At 31.5% G+C, this 20,146-nt stretch carries 10 protein-coding genes and 1 tRNA gene; 1 reads left to right on the forward strand and 10 read right to left on the reverse strand.

What is annotated here, in order from left to right; translation table 11 throughout:
* Position 1 precedes the first annotated feature (1 nt).
* From CW731_RS06490 to CW731_RS06505, 4 genes are all read right to left on the reverse strand, one after another.
* Positions 2-2,557, reverse strand: coding sequence for a zinc-dependent metalloprotease (locus CW731_RS06490; protein WP_100945955.1), 2,556 nt, complete (start codon positions 2,555-2,557; stop codon positions 2-4).
* A 96-nt stretch (positions 2,558-2,653) separates the two neighbouring features.
* Positions 2,654-4,231 carry a sensor histidine kinase gene (locus CW731_RS06495; protein WP_157812200.1) on the reverse strand — a complete coding sequence of 526 codons (1,578 nt, stop codon included), beginning with the start codon at positions 4,229-4,231 and terminating at the stop codon, positions 2,654-2,656.
* Positions 4,232-4,292: 61 nt separating this feature from the next.
* A complete protein-coding gene (locus CW731_RS06500) occupies positions 4,293-5,063 on the reverse strand; it encodes a LytTR family DNA-binding domain-containing protein (RefSeq protein ID WP_100945957.1) in 771 nt (256 codons plus the stop codon).
* A gap of 348 nt (positions 5,064-5,411) precedes the next feature.
* Positions 5,412-5,496 (reverse strand) — tRNA-Ser (locus CW731_RS06505).
* A 242-nt stretch (positions 5,497-5,738) separates the two neighbouring features.
* Here CW731_RS06505 and aroC point away from each other — a divergent pair.
* Entirely contained in the window at positions 5,739-6,803 is a 1,065-nt protein-coding gene (gene aroC, locus CW731_RS06510; RefSeq protein ID WP_100945958.1) for a chorismate synthase, read from the forward strand.
* A 56-nt stretch (positions 6,804-6,859) separates the two neighbouring features.
* Here aroC and CW731_RS06515 read toward each other — a convergent pair whose 3' ends face one another.
* From CW731_RS06515 to rplL, 6 genes are all read right to left on the reverse strand, one after another.
* Entirely contained in the window at positions 6,860-7,879 is a 1,020-nt protein-coding gene (locus CW731_RS06515; protein WP_232734739.1) for a phytase, read from the reverse strand.
* A 7-nt stretch (positions 7,880-7,886) separates the two neighbouring features.
* Positions 7,887-10,685: a TonB-dependent receptor gene (locus CW731_RS06520; protein ID WP_232734740.1), complete on the reverse strand. Its 2,799-nt coding sequence runs from the start codon at positions 10,683-10,685 to the stop codon at positions 7,887-7,889.
* 303 nt (positions 10,686-10,988) lie between these two features.
* Entirely contained in the window at positions 10,989-11,300 is a 312-nt protein-coding gene (locus CW731_RS06525) for a DUF3467 domain-containing protein (RefSeq protein WP_100945961.1), read from the reverse strand.
* 138 nt (positions 11,301-11,438) lie between these two features.
* On the reverse strand, positions 11,439-15,713 hold the full coding sequence (rpoC, locus tag CW731_RS06530) for a DNA-directed RNA polymerase subunit beta' (RefSeq protein ID WP_100945962.1): 4,275 nt from the start codon (positions 15,711-15,713) through the stop codon (positions 11,439-11,441).
* A gap of 79 nt (positions 15,714-15,792) precedes the next feature.
* The gene (gene rpoB / locus CW731_RS06535) at positions 15,793-19,602 is read right to left on the reverse strand and encodes a DNA-directed RNA polymerase subunit beta (protein WP_100945963.1); all 3,810 of its coding nucleotides are present in this window, start codon (positions 19,600-19,602) and stop codon (positions 15,793-15,795) included.
* Positions 19,603-19,745: 143 nt separating this feature from the next.
* Entirely contained in the window at positions 19,746-20,120 is a 375-nt protein-coding gene (gene rplL, locus CW731_RS06540) for a 50S ribosomal protein L7/L12 (RefSeq protein WP_100945964.1), read from the reverse strand.
* Positions 20,121-20,146 lie beyond the last annotated feature (26 nt).

Below are 20,146 nucleotides of genomic sequence, written 5' to 3' on the forward strand. Positions count from 1 at the left end.
TTTAGTTTTTCAAGTTATATTCAATTCTAGCTATTAAGTCACTATAATGTACTTCGGTAGCCCTATCTCCTCTATTTTCTTTTCTCTTTAAAAGCACTAATATTTTTTCTAATGCAGCTCTTTTATTCGTTCCTATATCTGCAACTCTTGGTAAGTATGAAAAATGTATATTCTTAAAATTATTAGCGTCTTCTGAAATAGATTTCGCCTTTGTCTTCTCTAACAACTTATTTCTATCTACCGTTAGTACATCTACATAGTTTTTTTGGGTAATACGATCGAACATATCTAAAGACTTTCCTTTTTTAGTCTTTTTAAAGATCGCATCAAACAACCTATCGAATAAATATTCTTCTGAAAAAGTATCGTTTCCATCTTTTACCAATACTTTATTCTCTGTAATTCTCATCAATCTATCTGTTTTTACCAAAGCATAAATAGCGTTCGTTTGATGAATACGCAACATAGAAACTGGTGAATAATAACGTTCACCATCTGGAGCATCTCTAACAGCAAAAACTTTATTAATAATTTCTGGCATAAATAACCATTTTTGTGGCAAAACAGCATTCTGTATGATATAATCTAATGCTTCTTTTTGCATTTTTACTGGCACAGGTTCAAAAGTATTTTTTCCATCACCATAAACGGTGTTGTTCACATAAACCCCACCAATATTTGCCATCACATGACCATTATAAGTTCCCCATTGATCGATGACTGCTTTGTATAATTTTGATGCTTTGTAATAATCCTGCCCCTCTTCCTTTGTCCAATCTAAAATATTAGGAAGTATTCTTTTTAAGTTTTTAAGTCCGTAATTACTAGCTTTTACAGCATTGTCTCCCAAATCTTCACTTTGTGATCTTGGATCTATCACAGTACCTTGTTGCGCTCCATAAAAATATAACGGATCATTTTCGTGTTTACGAATCCATTCATTTAATACTAGAATCTCTTCACGAGCAGATGTATTCTCTAGCCATCTATACCCCCAATCAATTGCATATTTATCATACACACCTATTTTGGGAGTAATGTCTGTAATAGCATCTTCTGGTTGCGCTACGTAATTAAAACGTGCATAATCCATAATAGAAGGTGCTGTTCCTCCCATTTCTGATGTAAACGTTTGAGATCTTAAAGAATCTACAGGGTAACTAAATGATGCGCCCATGTTATGTTTTAAACCAAAAGTATGACCTACTTCATGTGAAGAAACAAAACGAATCGCTTCTCCCATATGTTGGTTAGAAAAGGTATTGGCTCTTGCATTCACGTCGATTGGTCCTGTTTGTACACGAATCCAAGAATGTAAACCTTTCATTAAATTATGCCACCAAATAATATCAGACTCCAATATTTGTCCACTTCTAGGATCTACAATAGAAGGTCCCATCGCATTTTGCTTTTCTGATGCAGCATAGGTAATCACAGAATATCGAACATCATCTGCATCGAAATTCTTATCTTCTTCAGAAGGAAACTTAACTATTAATGCATTTTTAAACCCCGCAGCTTCGAAAGCCACATTCCAATCATAAACACCTTGTTCTATATAAGAACGCCATTGTTTAGGAGTAGCAGGATCTAAATAATAAACTATTTGTTCTTTGGGTTCTACCAATTGTCCTTGTTTGTATTTTTCTATATCTTCTTCTTTGGGTTCTAATCTCCACCTTGTAATCATTTCTCTAGATTCCACTTCTTGTTGTGCATCCGAAAAATAATCCATCGGTTTTGTAAAGTACCCGATACGTTTGTCTGAAAAACGAGGTTTCATTACATCTGTTGGTAATAAAACAATGTTTGTGGTAACACCAATAGTTAAAGGTAAAGCAGGTCCTGCCCCCTCTCTAACAGAAGTGGTTAACAAAGATTTAACAACAACGTTTTTAGGAAAAGATTTAATAGATTCTAAAATAGATAAATTTGCTTTTACACTTCCGCCTAAACCGATATTGTTTAATAGGTCACTAAAGCTCTGCTCTTTACCGTTAAATATTTTATTCACTTTTATAAATACCGACGTAGAATCTGTATTTTTTGTTTCAATTTTAAATTCTTCAATAATAGATTCCCCAAAATTATCTTTTACAGATAATGTAATGGCATCGTTTTCTGGAGATTGAACTCTTGGGTTCACTGTTTTAACCCAAACTTTATTTAAGATAGTGTCTTTATAAAACCGAATAAGCTTTGTTTCAAATGTCATCCCTTTATTCAAACCATGACCATTTAAGGCGTAAGGAACACTAGACACTTTATTAACAATTAATAAATCTCTGGATAATAATGAATCTGGAACTTCAAAATAATAATCTTCCTTTAGAGAATATACGTTGAATAATCCTTTTTTAACATTTCCTTCTTTTAAAAACTTCTGATACGTAAGTTTTTTATCGTCTTTAGGTTTTATAGAATCTTTTTCTACCTTATTTTCTTTTTTTGATGTTTCTTTTTTCCCTTGAGAAAAACCAGAAAAACTGGTAATCATAAAAACAAGAACGATTAAGAATTGAGAAAATAAATTATCTTTCAATGATGAATTTTTCATAAATGATATTATTAAAACATCAAATTTGCATGAAATTTATAATTCAAAAAAACAAAATAGAGGGAACTCACTAAAAAAAGGAGTGAAATATCATTTTCAGGTGATGTATGGCAATACACATACAAATTCCCCACCTATAACTGCTGTTTTAAAGGTCGATATTTGATAATATTGGTATGTATTTCCTAAATAATTCAGTCCTATATGATGGCTATCTTTAGATTTATTCTTTCTAGGTGTAAAATTATTTTTAACTATAATAGAATCTTTATTGATAGAAATTTCAATAACTAAAGGATTCTTTTTAGTTATTTCGTTATGCTTAATTGCATTTTCAACCAATGTCTCTAAAGATAAAAATGGAATTTTTTTAATTAAAATTGTATCATCACAATTATTAACTATTGTTACATTTAGGCTTTTGTTAAATCTAATTTCTTGTAAAAAAACATACTGTTCTAAAAAGGTAATTTCTTTTTTTACGGAAATTAAATTCCCTTCTCTATTGTTTAAAAGATATCTATAAACATCTGCAAGCTTCAATACAAATTGCTGTGACAAATCTGGGTTTAAATCTATTAAGACATGTAATGAATTTAGGCTATTAAATAAAAAATGTGGATTAATTTTTTTCTTTAATTGATTTAATTGAAGAATAGCATTTTCCTTTTGATACTTTTCGTTGCTGTTTTTTAGGTGTTCCTTTTCTTCAACAACTTTTAAGTTTTCTACGTATTCTTTTTTCAACTGCATTCTAGAAGCCAACAAGAGTAAGGTAAATATAGCAAAAGCTAAAAAACTAATCCATGAAAAATACCGTTGTACATTCTTTGTTGTTTCTTTCAAGTGGATATCTAAAGGGAAATTTACAATAACAATTAAAGGTGTATTTCCTATTTTAATAGTATCGAAATAACGTAAGACTTCTAATCCTAAAAACTCTGACGTTGCTTTATCTTTTAAAGAGTTCACCTTATCAGGCACATAATATCCGTTAACTTTAAGGGAACTTTTCAAAATCTGTTCGAGAGTAATTGTACTAAAATATGTTGTTATTTTTTTCCCTATATGTTTTGTGTCAGGATGTAACATGCAAATACCTTCTTTATTCGCAACTACCGTATAGCCACCACCACCTTTATAGGCTTCAGAAAAGTAACTCCAAAATGCTATTAAATCAACATCATAACCTGTATAAACAGTTGTGTTATTTGGTAGTTTTTTCGCATAAACCTTTCGATTAATTACCTTTCGATTGCTTGTAATAATAGTATCTATTAAAACCTCGTCTTTTACAAAAGAAATCTCTTTCATAAACGTTTTAATATCTCTACGGTACAAAGAATCTTTTTTATTAAAAAAATATATTTCCTCAATATTATTAGATGGAATTATAGACACAAAACTATGATGAATACTTTGGTCTTCTGTAGCTAAATCTGCTGTAAAGAGTAGTTTTTCCTTTAAAAATTTAAAAGAATTATTTTCTGAATTTTGAAGGATTTTTTGTGAATTTTTGAAGGAGTTATTCAATTGATTAAACTCATACGCTACAATATTTTCTTTAGCCTTTAAATTTCCTTGAATAAGGTCTTGTATCAAATCTTCTGTAACTGATGTGATTTTAGGAGTAATTAAAGAATTACCTATAAAAAAAGCAGCTATCAATAGCATACTTATATATAAGTACTGTTTATGTTTTCTTAATCGAGTCCAAAATTTGGATGACTGCATATTAATTATTTAACCATTCTTTAAAATTACGAACATTTTTAGAACTAATTAAAATAAAGTCGTTGACTTTAGAAGATGGTTCTAATGCTATCTTTAATCTATTCTGACTGTATTTTACAATTGTTTTTATGGCACTATGCCTTACAATGAATTTTCTATTTATTTTAAAAAAATCTTTTTTTGATAATTTTAAATCTAAATTCAATATAGTATCGTCATACAAATAACTATCCCCTTTGGTGGTAAATAAAAAAAGCGACTTATTTTCTGCCATAAAATACGCAATCTCACTAGCTCTTATAGAAATTAATTTTTCTCCTCTAGAAACTAAAAACCGCTCTTGTTCTACTTTACTATCACCAGAACTCTTTAAATGAGATAATAAATTTTCTAAATCACTATAATCATTAACTGGAGTTGCTGTGTAATTTGTGTATTTTTGAAGAGCCTTATTTAATTTATTTTTATCATAAGGTTTTAATAAATAATCGATAGCAAAAAACTGAAAGGACTGTATTGCATATTGGTCAAATGCTGTTGTAAAAATTATAGGAATATTAACTTTTAAGTCTTCGAATATTTCAAAACTCTCTCCATCACCTAAATGAATATCACTTAGAATTAAATCGCAACTATTCTCTTTAAACCACTCTATAGACTGCGCTACACTTTCTAGTCGTTTTTTTATATGTATTGGATAATCACTTTTTCTCAATAATTTTTCTAACGATTCAGCTGCTAAATCTTCATCTTCAATAATAACAATGTCCATTCTAAACTGTTTTTTCGGGTGATTTTAAAAATAGAGGCAACTTACTCAATATTATACATTTTTTACGTATTCTTTAGTAATAAGTTAGAAGTCATAGAAAAAATTAATAATAGAGGCAGCGAAAGCGCTTATTACCGCTTGAGTACAACCTTAAATAAAACAAGATTATCCGAAGTTTTTATTCTTACATTAAATAGAACCGCCTATTATACTACCTTAAAATTAACAAAAAATATTACTAAAAGTAGTATGAAATGAATTGAAGCAGGTTTTTTGAGTCGTAATTTTCAACTCAATTTTCAAATAAAAAATAAACCCTTGAAAATCGTTAGATTAACAAGGGTTTTGCGGAGAAAGAGGGATTCGAACCCCCGGACCTGTTACAGTCAATAGTTTTCAAGACTACCGCATTCGACCGCTCTGCCATTTCTCCAGTGTGTCTCATCAGGTATACCCTGAATGCGGCTGCAAATATAGAAAGCTTTTTTAATTCTAAAAAATAAAAAGACTATTATTTTTTATCTTTTTTGAAAATAATAAATTATTGATTCTATCTTACTAGTTATCAATACTTATTACAATATAAAAATTTATAGAAATCATTATAAATGTAAAAATTAGAATTTCCTTTTACTGACTTTAGTATATTTGTTGCTTATTTTAATATAAGAAACGATGTCATTTAATTCTTTTGGAAATTTATTAAGAGTTACAACCTATGGTGAATCTCATGGAACTGCTATTGGTGGTGTTATAGATGGTTTTCCTGCTGGTTTAGAAATTGATTTTGAAGCGATTCAAAATGAATTAAACAGACGCAAGCCTGGGCAATCAAAAATTGTTACACAACGTAAAGAACCGGATACAGTAGAGTTTCTGTCAGGTATTTTTGAAGGAAAAACAACAGGAACTTCAATTGGTTTTATAATTAGGAATACCAATCAGAAATCTAAAGACTATAATCATAATACCAATGTGTATAGACCATCTCATGCAGATTTTACCTATGATCAAAAATACGGTTTTAGAGATTTTAGAGGTGGTGGAAGAAGTTCTGCTCGTGAAACAGCAAATTGGGTTGTAGCTGGTGCTTTAGCTAAACAGTTAATTTCGTCTATAAATATTAATGCTTTTACTTCTTCTGTTGGTGAAATTTTTATAGATAAACCTTATCAAGATTTAGATTTTTCTAAAACTGAAAGTAACATTGTTCGTTGTCCTGATGAAGCTTCCGCAGAAAAAATGATAAATAGAATACAAGAAATTAGAAAAGCCGGAGATACTATTGGTGGTACTATTACTTGTGTTGCAAAAAATGTACCTGTTGGTTTAGGTGAGCCTATTTTTAATAAATTACATGCAGAATTAGGTAAAGCGATGCTTTCTATTAATGCTGTAAAAGGTTTTGAATTTGGTAGCGGATTTTGTGGTGCTAAAATGAAAGGTTCTGAGCATAATGATATTTTTAATGCTGATGGCTCTACGCAGTCTAATCTTTCCGGAGGAATTCAAGGAGGAATTAGTAACGGAATGGATATTTACTTTAGAGTTGCCTTTAAACCTGTTGCAACAATAATGAGTTCTCAACAAACCATTAATTCTGAAAATAAAATTACAGAAATCACAGGAAAAGGAAGACATGACCCTTGTGTTGTACCAAGAGCTGTACCAATTGTAGAAGCGATGACTGCTTTGGTACTAGCCGATTTTTGGTTACTTAATAGAACTAGAAAAATTTAATAAAAAAAAGCGAAACTTTTAAGTTTCGCTTTTTTTTATGCTAAATGCCATACCTTTTATTTTAATAACTTCTCTAAATCATAAAAATAAAAATTCCTATCGTTATTCATTGCAACAAACAAACCACTTTTAAATGTTTTATTTAAAGGCGTGGTCACAACGTCACAACCATCTGTTTCTAATGTCGTTAAATTTACTGCTTTCACAAACTCATTTGTTTTTCTGTCAAACAAATTAAATTGCCCTTTTTGTTGATCTGAAACAATAATATATCCTGTTTCATTTTCCTGTTTAGCGATGGCTATTCCTTCAATATCTCTTTCAAAATATGCACCACCAAAACAAGCGATCTCCTGATTTCCTTTTGAAGGTTCTGCATAATATTTACGAATGCAATGCCCTTCATCTGAATAGTAAACAAAGCCCATTTCTGCATCAATAGCAATAGCTTCAATTTCTTTCTTACCACTAAATTCACCAAACTTACGTACCAAAGTCGTCTTTATTTGAGCATCTTCTAAACTTAGTTTATACTGATATAAATATCCTTTAGTTGGCCCTGATTTTCTTCCTACTATTGCATAAAAGCTACTATCAATAGGTGATTTATAGGTAGCTATTCCCATAGGAAGTCTGTTTTCAATATTTTCCTCATCTTCAAAAACAATAAAACCTCCTTCATCCAATGCTTTCATCTCTGGAATAGAAAAAATTCTTATTTGTTGTGTTTCTCTTTCCGTAAATACTAAAAGATCAACCTTTGTAGAATCATTAATATGAAAACCATAAGCTACATCTACGTTATTGGGTCTTTTAATATTTCTAATGGTTTTCTCCTCTATAATTTCACCTTCTAAATTGTATGCATAAATGGCACCATTGGTTTTTTTATCAGTACCAAAAACAATACTTTTTGATGGATCTGTTGGATGAACCCAAATGGCAGGATCATCAGTATCATTTAAAGCTTTTTCTGTAATTACATCTGGTAAAATTGCTGGCAGCTTACTTCCTTTAGTACAAGAAAAGACACTTAAAAGACCAACAATAAAACTATATTTTAGGTATAAATTCATACTCATCTTATTTTTTAAATAAATCATATTTCAATCCTATAGTTACACTTCTTCCATAATACTCCATTTGCATTGTTCTCGCTTTAACACCCTGAAAATAACGCAATGGTTGATCTGTAATATTATTCACAGAAAAATAAGTACTAAACCCATTTCCTATTCTGTAAGATCCATTAAAATCTACTAAAAACTGCTCGCCATAATATCTATCTTGAAAAGCACTTCCTCCAATTTCATCAATATAAGAATCTGAATAGTTTGCAGACAAACGTAAGCTTAGTTTCTTACTAGCGTAGGCTAAAGATGCATTAAACATGTTTGGTGTTGTACCTGGTAAATCTAAATCGGTTCTTTCTTCACCGTCTTCATTTCTAATACCATTTGTACTTGATGTTAAATATGTATAATTTAACATAATGCTGAAGTTTTTGGCAAATCCTGGTAAAAAATCTAACTGACGTTGAAAACTTATTTCAGCTCCCAAAATACTAGCATCATCTCCGTTTTGTGGTTGAAATACATCAAAACCTGTCGTATTTGATCCATAAATATCATTCGTAGTTTTTGTCTGATACGTATAAATAAAATCTTCAATATTTTTTTGGAATACTCCTCCAGAAACAATACCAATACTTTCAAAATAATGCTCTGCCATTATATCAAAATTCATAGAGGTTGTTGCTTTTAAATTTGGATTTCCTACAACTATTTCTTCATCGTCATTCACCACATCTATACTAGGCACAATATCTTTATAGTTTGGTCTTGCCAGCGTGTTTGTCCATGCAAAACGGAAAACTGTTTCGTTACTTAAATTGTATTTTAGATGCACTCCTGGTAAAATATTTATATATTTTTTTTCTTTAGTAATATCACCTAAAACATCTTCTTCATCTTTAATATTTTTTCCTGTTGCTTCTGTTCTTGTAGCCTCTACTCTTACACCTGCTAGTACGGTAAACTTGTCAGATATTTTTTGATTTACCATAAGGTAACCAGCATACACTTCTTCTTTAACATTATAATTTTTCCTAAGATATTCGCTAGGTTCATCTTTTTCCTCAAATAAAGTTGCATTTTTTAAATCTAAACTCCCTAAAAATTTATTATCTGCAAATTGTCCTGCAACATATTTGCTACCTGCTAAGTAATTTGCATCAGTTTGATCTACTAAAGGTACAGCAGATAGTTTGTCTAAATCTGAATTTAAAGGCTCATATTCATAAAAGTTATTACTTCTTCCTTTTTCTTTTATCTTAGAACGGATTCCAAATTTTATAAACCCATTATTCGTATCAAAAAAGTTAGCCGGTAGTTTAAAATTTACAAATGTGTTAAAATCTTTTTCATCTGTGTATTTATTCTCTGCTGTAATTTCTTTTAGTTTAAACTTACTAATAGCTACATCGCTTGCATTAACTGCTGTAATTAAAGGAAACTCTGAGTCATTTAAGGCTTCATTTAAGGCAACATCTTTTACTCTATAAGAAATATAGCGCTCATTTAAACGCTCTTCAGATGCTTTTGCATAAGAAGACATCCAATCCATTTCTAAGTTACCAAATATATGATTACCACCTAAACTGTAATTTTGCATCCGTTGGTCTTCGAGACGTGTATTTTTGTTTCTATCATTATCAATCCCTCCTTTTGTTTGTCTATCTATTTCACCTTCGTAACCAATAATATTATTTGAAGCATCTAATTCTGCTTTAATTTTTTTGTAACGTAATCTGAAACGATTTTCTCTATCATCTCTCCAGTTATACATACTTTTAAAATAAATAGTATTATTGGCATCTAAAGCATAATCAAAATTTGCAGAAAAACTACGACGAATACGTTCTACTATATACGTTCTAACGTCAGATTCAGCAATGTAGGGTTTCACTTCTACGTCATCTCCATTTGTATTTTCAGCTTTACTGGTCCATTCTGCTTCTACATTATCAGATCCAAAATCGTTATTATTTAGGGAAGCAGAGAACATCCATCCAAATTTTTTATTTTTAGATTTACCACCAACTAAAAAAGAGCCATTTAACTTTTCTTTGTTCGTTATAAAGTTTAGACCACCACCAAGTGTAGCAGAAGCTCTAAATCCGTTAGGAGATGTTTTCGTAACCAAGTTTACAGAACCACCTAAAGCATCAGCATCCATATCTGGTGTTACCGCTTTGTTTACCTCAATCAATTGAATCATATCAGATGGAATTAAATCCATTTGAACATTTCTATTATCGCCTTCGGCTGAAGGAATACGACTTCCATTTAAGGTAACTGAATTTAATTGCGGTGCTAAACCTCTAATAATTACATTACGTGCTTCTCCTTGATCTACTTGCATAGTAATTCCGGGAATACGTTTTACAGCATCACCTATATTAGCATCAGGAAATTTCCCTATTTGATCTGTAGATACAATATTTGTAATATTTTGTTTATTTTTTTGTGAATTTAAAGCTCTTGCTTGCCCGTTTAATCTGTATGATTTAATTACAATATTATCAAGCTGTATACTTTCTGAATTTAACTCAAATTCTACTGTTACTGTTTCATTTTCTTTAACTAAAACTTCTTTTGTTATATCATTATATCCTAAATAAGAAACTTTAATAATATGTTTTTTTGCTGAAACGGATAAAATAGTAAACCTACCATCGAAGTCTGAAATATCTCCTTTTTTAAGGTTTTCTATTACAATATTAGCTCCCGGAACAGAGATACCATTTTCATCTATTATTAAACCTTTTATATTTCCTGTCTGTGCAGATAATTCTTTACTTGTAAATGATATGCATATCATTACAAATAAAAATTTTAAAAAATTAAATTGTTTCATTATTAGTTATATTGGTTTGTTTTAAGACCTCAAAACTATTTATAAAACACATAAGAATGGTTACCTAAACGAAAACATAAAGATAATTTCCACACACAAAATGGACGTCTTAACGTTTAGTTAAAATAATATTTACAATAAACTTAATAATTAAAATCCTATGGACTAATTAGGAAGTTAGTCTTCATATAGATAGAAAAGAAGCTTCTAAGAAAAGACTCCTATAAAAAAGAGACTGTCTTTATAAGACAGTCTCTTTACTAATTTTTATGCTTGCCCTGTAGGGCCGAAATTCATTGGTACTGGAGGTTGTTCATAATCTTTAATTTCACCATTAGCTTCCTCAAATTTTCGAACATTATCTGCTAATGCTTTAGTTAATCTCTTTGCGTGCTGCGGTGTTAATATAATTCTAGATTTTACTTTAGCCTTTGGTACACCAGGCATAATATTAATAAAATCTACAATAAATTCTGATACAGAATGATTGATAATTGCCAAGTTAGAATATGTTCCTTCTGCAATTTCTTGGTCTAATTCTATATTTAGTTGTCCGTCTTTATTTTGATTTTCTTCCATAATCTGTTTTATTGAATTGTATAATTGATAAACTTTTTAAAGGTACAAAAAATAAAAAAGTTGAACTGAATAGTGTAAATAAATTACAATAAACAATTCAACTTTTATAATTTTAAACATTTAACGAGTAAACGTTATTTAGAAACTCTTTTCTATTTCGTCTTTAGGACCAACTAGAATTTTTTCATAAGCTCTCATTCCTGTTCCTGCTGGTATTCTCTTACCAACAATTACATTTTCTTTTAAGCCTTCTAATGTATCTATTTTACCACTTACAGCAGCCTCGTTTAATACTTTTGTAGTTTCTTGGAAAGAAGCTGCAGAAATAAACGATTTTGTTTGAAGTGATGCTCTTGTAATACCTTGTAAAACTTGTTCAGCCGTTGCCGGTTTAGCATCTCTTGCCTCCACTAAGTTTTGATCATTTCTTCTTAATAAAGAATTTTCATCTCTTAATTGACGTGCAGAAATAATCTGACCAGGTTTTAAGTTCTCAGAATCTCCAGCCTCTTCAACAACTTTCATTCCATAAATTGCATCATTGTCTTTGATAAAGTCAATCTTATGAATTAATTGATTCTCTAAGAATAATGTATCTCCAGAATCTATAATTTTAACTTTACGCATCATTTGACGAACAACAACTTCGAAATGCTTGTCATTAATTTTCACACCCTGTAAACGATATACTTCTTGTATTTCATTTACTAAGTATTCTTGTACTGCAGAAGGTCCTTTTATTCTTAAAATATCTGAAGGAGTTGTTGCTCCGTCTGATAAAGGCATACCTGCTTTAATAAAGTCATTCTCTTGAACTAAAATCTGATTAGAAAGCTTCACTAGATACTTACTAATATCTCCAGTTTTAGACTCAACGATAATCTCTCTATTTCCACGTTTGATTTTCCCGAAAGAAACAACACCATCAATCTCAGAAACTACAGAAGGGTTAGAAGGGTTACGTGCTTCGAATAATTCTGTTACACGTGGTAAACCTCCAGTAATATCTCCTGCTTTACCAGATTTTCTTGGTATTTTAACTAACGTATGTCCAGATTCTACCATCTGCCCATCATCAATCATTAAGTGTGCACCTACAGGTAAACTGTAAGAACGTAAAGCGTTACCGTCTTTGTCTTCAATAATTAAAGAAGCAATAATTTTCTTGTTCTTAGAGTCAATCATTACTTTCTCCTGGAAACCAGTTTGCTCATCAATTTCAACAGAGTAGTTAATACCTTGTTGCAAGTTGTCAAACTTCACTTTTCCTTCGAATTCAGAAACAATTACACCGTTAAATGGATCCCACTGTACAATTGCATCTCCTTTTTTGATTGTTTTTCTTTCTTTATCAAAAATAATAGAACCGTAAGGAAGAATGTTTGTACTCTGTGTAATACCCGTTTTCTTATCTATAATTTTAATCTCTGCTGTTCTAGAAATAATAATATCTATTTCTTTTCCATCATTGTCTTTACCAACTACAGTTCTTAAATCATCTATAGTTACATTACCATCAAACTTAGCAATTAACTTATTCTCTTGAGAAATGTTACCAGCAACCCCACCAACGTGGAATGTACGTAACGTTAACTGTGTACCTGGCTCTCCAATAGATTGTGCTGCAATTACACCAACTGCCTCACCAATTTGAACTTTGTTAAGAGTCGATAAACTCTGACCATAACATTTTGCACAAATACCTTTTGTAGATTCACATGATAATGCAGATCTAACTTCAACGCTATCGATACCAGACTTTTCAACAGCTTGCGCTAATTTAAAAGTAATTGGTTCATTTGCTTCTAAAATTAGTTCTTCTGTTAATGGATGATATACATCGTTTAAAGAAATACGTCCTTCAATTCTATCTGATAAAGATTCTACAATCTCATCATTTTTCTTTAATGGAGCAACTTCTAAACCTCTTAATGTGCCACAATCTTCTTCATTAATAATAACATCTTGAGAAACATCTACTAATCTACGTGTTAAGTAACCAGCATCTGCCGTTTTTAACGCGGTATCTGCTAATCCTTTACGTGCACCGTGTGTAGAGATAAAGTATTCAAGAATAGATAAACCTTCCTTAAAGTTAGAAAGAATCGGATTCTCAATAATTTCTCCACCACCTGCAGTAGATTTTTTAGGTTTTGCCATTAATCCACGCATACCTGTTAACTGACGAATTTGTTCTTTAGAACCCCTTGCACCAGAATCAAGCATCATATATACCGAGTTAAAACCTTGTTGGTCTTCACGCAGACGCTTCATAGATAATTCAGTTAAATCGTTATTGGTTCTACCCCAAATATCAATTACCTGATTATAACGCTCTTTTTGCGTTAACATCCCCATATTATAGTTTCCTACAATAACTTCAACTTCTTTATTAGCAGCATCAATCATTCCTTGTTTTTCTTTAGGAATAATAATATCACCTAATGAGAATGATAAACCACCTTGGAAGGCAAATTTATATCCCATGTTTTTTATTTCATCTAAGAAATCTCCTGTTGTTGGAATATCTGTAGCTTTTAAAATACCACCAATAATTCCACGTAAGTTTTTCTTAGTTAATACTTCGTTAATGTAACCAGCTTTAGCAGGAACTTTTTCGTTAAATAAAACTCTACCAACAGTAGTTTTTATAATTTTTCGAACTTGCTCTCCGTTTTCATCAACATCGTAAGTTCTTACTTTAATTCCAGCATTTAAGTCTACCATTTCTTCGTTAAAAGCAATCGTTACTTCTTCTGGTGAATAAAAAGTTAATCCTTCTCCTTTAATTTTAACTTCTGGAGTAGAGACTCTCTCCTTTGTCATATAGTATAAACCAAGTACCATATCCTGAGAAGGTACAGTAACTGGAGCACCATTTGCAGGATTTAAGATATTATGAGAAGCCAACATTAATAATTGTGCTTCTAAAATAGCTTCTGGCCCTAATGGTAAGTGAACCGCCATTTGATCCCCATCGAAATCGGCATTAAATGCTGAACATGCTAGTGGATGTAATTGAATTGCTTTTCCTTCAATTAATTTTGGTTGAAAAGCCTGTATACCAAGTCTGTGCAATGTAGGAGCCCTGTTTAATAAAACTGGATGACCTTTAATTACATTTTCTAAAATATCCCAAACAACTGGTTCTTTTCTGTCTATTATTTTCTTTGCAGATTTAACTGTTTTTACAATTCCTCTTTCAATTAATTTTCTAATTACAAAAGGCTTGTAAAGTTCAGCTGCCATATCTTTAGGGATACCACATTCTGAAAGTCTTAATTCTGGTCCAACAACAATTACAGAACGTGCAGAATAATCAACACGCTTTCCTAATAAATTCTGACGGAAACGTCCTTGTTTACCTTTTAATGAATCTGATAAAGATTTTAAAGGTCTATTAGATTCAGTTTTTACTGCAGATGATTTACGTGTGTTATCTAATAAAGAATCAACAGATTCCTGTAACATACGTTTTTCATTACGTAAAATAACTTCAGGAGCTTTTATCTCTACCAATCTTTTTAAACGATTGTTTCTGATAATTACTCTTCTGTATAAATCATTTAAATCTGAAGTAGCAAAACGACCTCCATCTAATGGCACTAGTGGTCTTAATTCTGGTGGAATTACCGGAACTGCTTTCAAGATCATCCATTCTGGATTGTTCTCTCTATTCTTTTGAGAATCTCTAAATGCTTCAACAACATTTAAACGTTTTAATGCTTCTGTTTTACGTTGTTTAGAAGTTTCAGTATTCGCTTTATGTCTTAAATCAAATGATAATTGCTCTAAATCTATTCTAGCCAATAAATCAATTAAACATTCAGCACCCATTTTAGCTATAAACTTGTTTGGGTCTTCGTCATCTAAATATTGATTCTCTTGTGGTAATTCATCTACAATATCTAAGTACTCCTCCTCTGTTAAGAAATCCATTTTTTGCAATGGTTCTCCTTCAACATTCTTAGCAATACCAGGTTGTATTACTACGTATCTCTCGTAGTAAATAATCATGTCTAACTTTTTAGATGGCAAACCTAAAAGGTATCCCATTTTGTTAGGTAATGATCTAAAGTACCAAATATGAGCTACAGGAACTACCAAATTGATATGTCCTACTCTATCTCTACGTACTTTCTTTTCTGTAACTTCTACCCCACATCTATCACAAACAATTCCTTTGTAACGTATTCTTTTGTACTTTCCACAAGCACATTCATAATCCTTTACAGGACCGAAAATACGCTCACAAAATAAACCATCTCTTTCTGGTTTGTGCGTACGGTAATTTATAGTTTCTGGTTTTAAAACTTCACCTTTAGAGATTTCTAAAATAGCTTCTGGTGATGATAAACCAATTGAGATTTTGTTAAACTTTTTTACAGTGTATTTCTCTTGTTTTCTTGCCATGTCTTTTAATAAGTATTCAGTTGGCAGTATTCAATTTCCAATAACGAAATTGTTATTGGAAATTGGTTACTGAAAAAATTTATTCTTCTAATCTAACGTCTAAACCTAAACCTTTCAGTTCGTGCATTAATACATTAAATGACTCTGGTAAACCTGGCTCTGGCATAGTTTCACCTTTCACAATACTTTCGTATGTTTTAGCTCTACCCATAACATCATCAGACTTTACAGTTAAGATTTCTCTTAAGATACTAGACGCACCGTATGCTTCTAGTGCCCAAACTTCCATCTCTCCAAAACGCTGACCACCAAACTGAGCTTTACCTCCTAATGGTTGTTGTGTAATTAATGAATACGGTCCAATAGAACGTGCATGCATTTTATCTTCAATCATATGTCCTAACTTAATCATATAAATGATACCAACTGTTGCTGGTTGATCGAAACGTTTTCCTGTTCCCCCATCATATAAATAAGTATGTCCAAATCTTGGTACACCAGCCTCATCTGTAATTTCGTTGATCTGATCTAAAGATGCTCCATCAAAAATTGGCGTTGCATATTTAGTCCCTAATTTTTGACCTGCCCAACCAAGAACAGTTTCATAAATTTGACCAATGTTCATACGAGACGGTACACCTAATGGATTTAACACGATATCTACTGGTGTTCCATCCTCTAAGAAAGGCATGTCTTCTGCTCTTACAATACGAGCAACAATACCTTTATTTCCGTGACGTCCCGCCATTTTATCTCCTACCTTTAATTTACGCTTCTTAGCAATGTAAACCTTAGCTAGTTTTAAAATTCCTGCAGGTAATTCATCTCCAACAGAGATTGTAAATTTTTGACGACGTAAAGAACCTTGTAAATCATTTACTTTGATTTTATAGTTGTGAACTAATTCACCTACTAAATCATTTAACTCTTTATCAGTTGTCCAAGAACCTGTTAAATGCACATAATCATCAACAGAATTTAACATTTTAAGCGTATATTTTTTACCTTTTGGTAAAACTTCTTCTCCTAAATCATTAAAAACCCCTTGAGATGTTTTTCCACTGATTAAAGTGAATAATTTTTCAATTAATTCATCTTTTAATCCTTCAAACTTAGATACAAAAGAAGATTCTAAAGTTGCAACTGCTTCTTTGTCTCTTAATCTCTTGTTCTTATCTTTAACAGCTCTTCTAAATAATTTTTTATCAATTACTACACCTCTTAATGATGGAGAAGCTTTTAATGATGCGTCTTTTACATCACCTGCTTTATCACCAAAAATAGCTCGTAATAATTTTTCTTCTGGAGTTGGGTCAGATTCTCCTTTTGGTGTAATTTTACCAATTAAGATATCACCAGGATTTACTTCTGCCCCAATTCTTATCATTCCATTTTCATCTAAATCTTTTGTAGCTTCTTCAGAAACGTTAGGAATATCATTAGTCAACTCTTCAGTTCCTAATTTTGTATCTCTAACATCTAAAGAGTACTCATCAATGTGAATAGATGTAAATATATCTTCACGAACAACTTTTTCTGAAATTACAATTGCATCCTCAAAGTTATACCCTTTCCAAGGCATAAAGGCTACTTTCATATTTCTTCCTAAAGCTAATTCTCCTTTTTGTGTTGCATAACCTTCACAAAGAACTTGACCTTCTTCAACTCTATCTCCTTTTTCAACAATCGGTTTTAAGTTAATATTAGTTCCTTGGTTGGTTTTTCTGAATTTAATTAAGTTATAAGAAATTTCATCAGATTCAAAACTTACAAGTTTCTCCTCGTCTGTTCTATCATACTTAATCGTAATTTTACGAGCATCTACATAAATAACTTCTCCAGGTCCTTCTGCATTGATTAAAATACGAGAATCTTTTGCAACTCTGCGTTCTAAACCTGTACCTACAATTGGAGACTCTGGTCTTAATAATGGAACTGCTTGACGCATCATGTTAGATCCCATTAATGCTCGATTGGCATCATCATGTTCCAAGAAAGGAATTAAAGATGCAGATATAGAAGCAATTTGATTTGGAGCAACGTCCATCAAATTAATTTCATTTCGAGTAACAACAGGAAAATCACCTTCTTCTCTAGCAATAACTTTATCTAAAACAATAGATCCATCCTCATTCAATTCTAAGTTAGATTGGGCAGTTTTCATACCTTCTTCTTCCTCTGCACTTAAATAAATAGGTTCATCTGTTGATACGATACCATTATCCACTTTTCTGTAAGGAGTTTCAATAAACCCTAAATTATTCACTTTTGCGAAAACAGCAAGTGATGAAATTAAACCAATATTTGGTCCCTCAGGAGTTTCAATTGGACACAAACGACCATAGTGGGTATAGTGAACATCACGAACTTCGAAACCTGCTCTTTCTCTTGATAAACCACCCGGTCCAAGAGCAGATAATCTACGCTTGTGAGTAATCTCTGCTAATGGATTCGTTTGATCCATAAACTGAGATAATTGGTTGGTACCAAAAAATGAGTTAATTACTGACGATAATGTTTTAGCGTTAATCAAATCGATAGGTGTAAACACCTCGTTATCACGTACATTCATACGTTCACGAATTGTTCTAGCCATACGTGCTAAACCAACACCGAATTGACCTGCTAATTGCTCACCAACAGTTCTTACACGTCTGTTAGATAAGTGATCAATATCATCTACCTCTGCTTTAGAGTTAATTAATTCAATAAGATATTTAATTATAGTTATAATATCTAACTTCGTTAATACTTTCTGATCAATAGGTTCATTCAACTGAAGTTTAGTGTTCATTCTAAAACGACCAACTTCTCCTAAATTATAACGTTGTTCTGAAAAGAATAACTTATCTATAATACCTCTTGCAGTCTCCTCATCTGGCGGTTCTGCATTACGTAATTGTCTATAAATATGTTCTACAGCTTCTTTTTCAGAATTTGTAGGATCCTTTTGTAATGTATTATGAATAATTGCATAGTCTGCCATATCGTTATCTTCTTTATGAAGTAAAACGGTTTTAGCACCTGCATCAATTATCTCATCAATATGTTCTTTATCTAAAATTGTATCACGATCGAAAATAATTTCATTTCTTTCAATAGATACAACTTCTCCAGTATCTTCATCTACGAAATCTTCATGCCAAGTTTTTAAAACTCTAGCAGCCAATTTGCGACCTAATACTTTTTTTAACCCAGCTTTAGAAACTTTTACTTCTTCAGCAAGATCAAAAATTTCTAAAATATCTTTATCTCTTTCAAAACCTATAGCTCTGAATAATGTTGTTACTGGTAATTTTTTCTTTCTATCAATATAAGCATACATTACTTGATTGATATCGGTAGCAAACTCTATCCAAGAACCTTTAAAAGGAATTACCCTAGCAGAATATAATTTTGTTCCGTTTGCATGGAAAGATTGCCCAAAGAATACACCAGGAGACCTGTGTAATTGAGAAACTACAACACGCTCTGCACCATTAATTACAAAGGTACCTGAGTTTGTCATATAAGGAATTGTACCAAGATATACATCTTGAACAATAGTTTCGAAATCTTCGTGTTCTGGGTCTGTACAATATAATTTTAGACGTGCTTTTAAAGGCACACTATGTGTTAAACCTCTTTCAATACATTCTTGAATTGAATATCTTGGTGGGTCTACAAAGTAATCTAAAAACTCTAATACAAATTGATTTCTTGTATCAGTAATTGGAAAGTTATCCATGAAGGTTTTGTATAAACCTTCTTCACCTCTTTCTTCTGCCTTAGTCTGAAGTTGGAAAAAATCTTGAAAAGATTTTACCTGAATATCCAAAAAGTCTGGATACTCTTTAATCATTTGAGAAGTAGCGAAGTTGATTCTTTCAGTAGTGTTTTTCGTTGCCAAAAGAGAATATTTTTTTGATTAAAATCTGAAATAAAATAAAAAACGAATATATACACAAAATGGTTTAGGTCTAGAAACGAAAGTTTCTAGTACCTAAACCTAAATTTGTTTTCCCAATACGCCTTAACGCTGGGAGTAATAGCTTATTTAAGCTCTACCTCAGCTCCAGCTTCTTCTAATGATGCTTTAAGCGCTGCTGCTTCATCCTTAGTTACACCTTCTTTAACTGCTGCTGGTGCGCTATCAACGATACCTTTAGCTTCTTTCAAACCTAAACCAGTTAATTCTTTAACTAATTTTACAACTGCAAGTTTAGAACCACCTGCTGCAGTTAAAATTACGTCAAATTCAGTTTGCTCTTCTGCTTCATCTTCTCCTCCTGCTGCTGGTCCTGCTACCGCTACTGCTGCTGCTGCTGGCTCAATACCATACTCATCTTTTAATATAGTAGCTAATTCATTAACTTCTTTTACTGTTAAGTTAACTAATTGCTCTGCGAAATCTTTTAATTCTGCCATTGTAATTGTTTTTAAAATGTTGTTTA

The organism is Polaribacter sp. ALD11 (genome assembly GCF_002831685.1).
GTDB lineage: Bacteria > Bacteroidota > Bacteroidia > Flavobacteriales > Flavobacteriaceae > Polaribacter.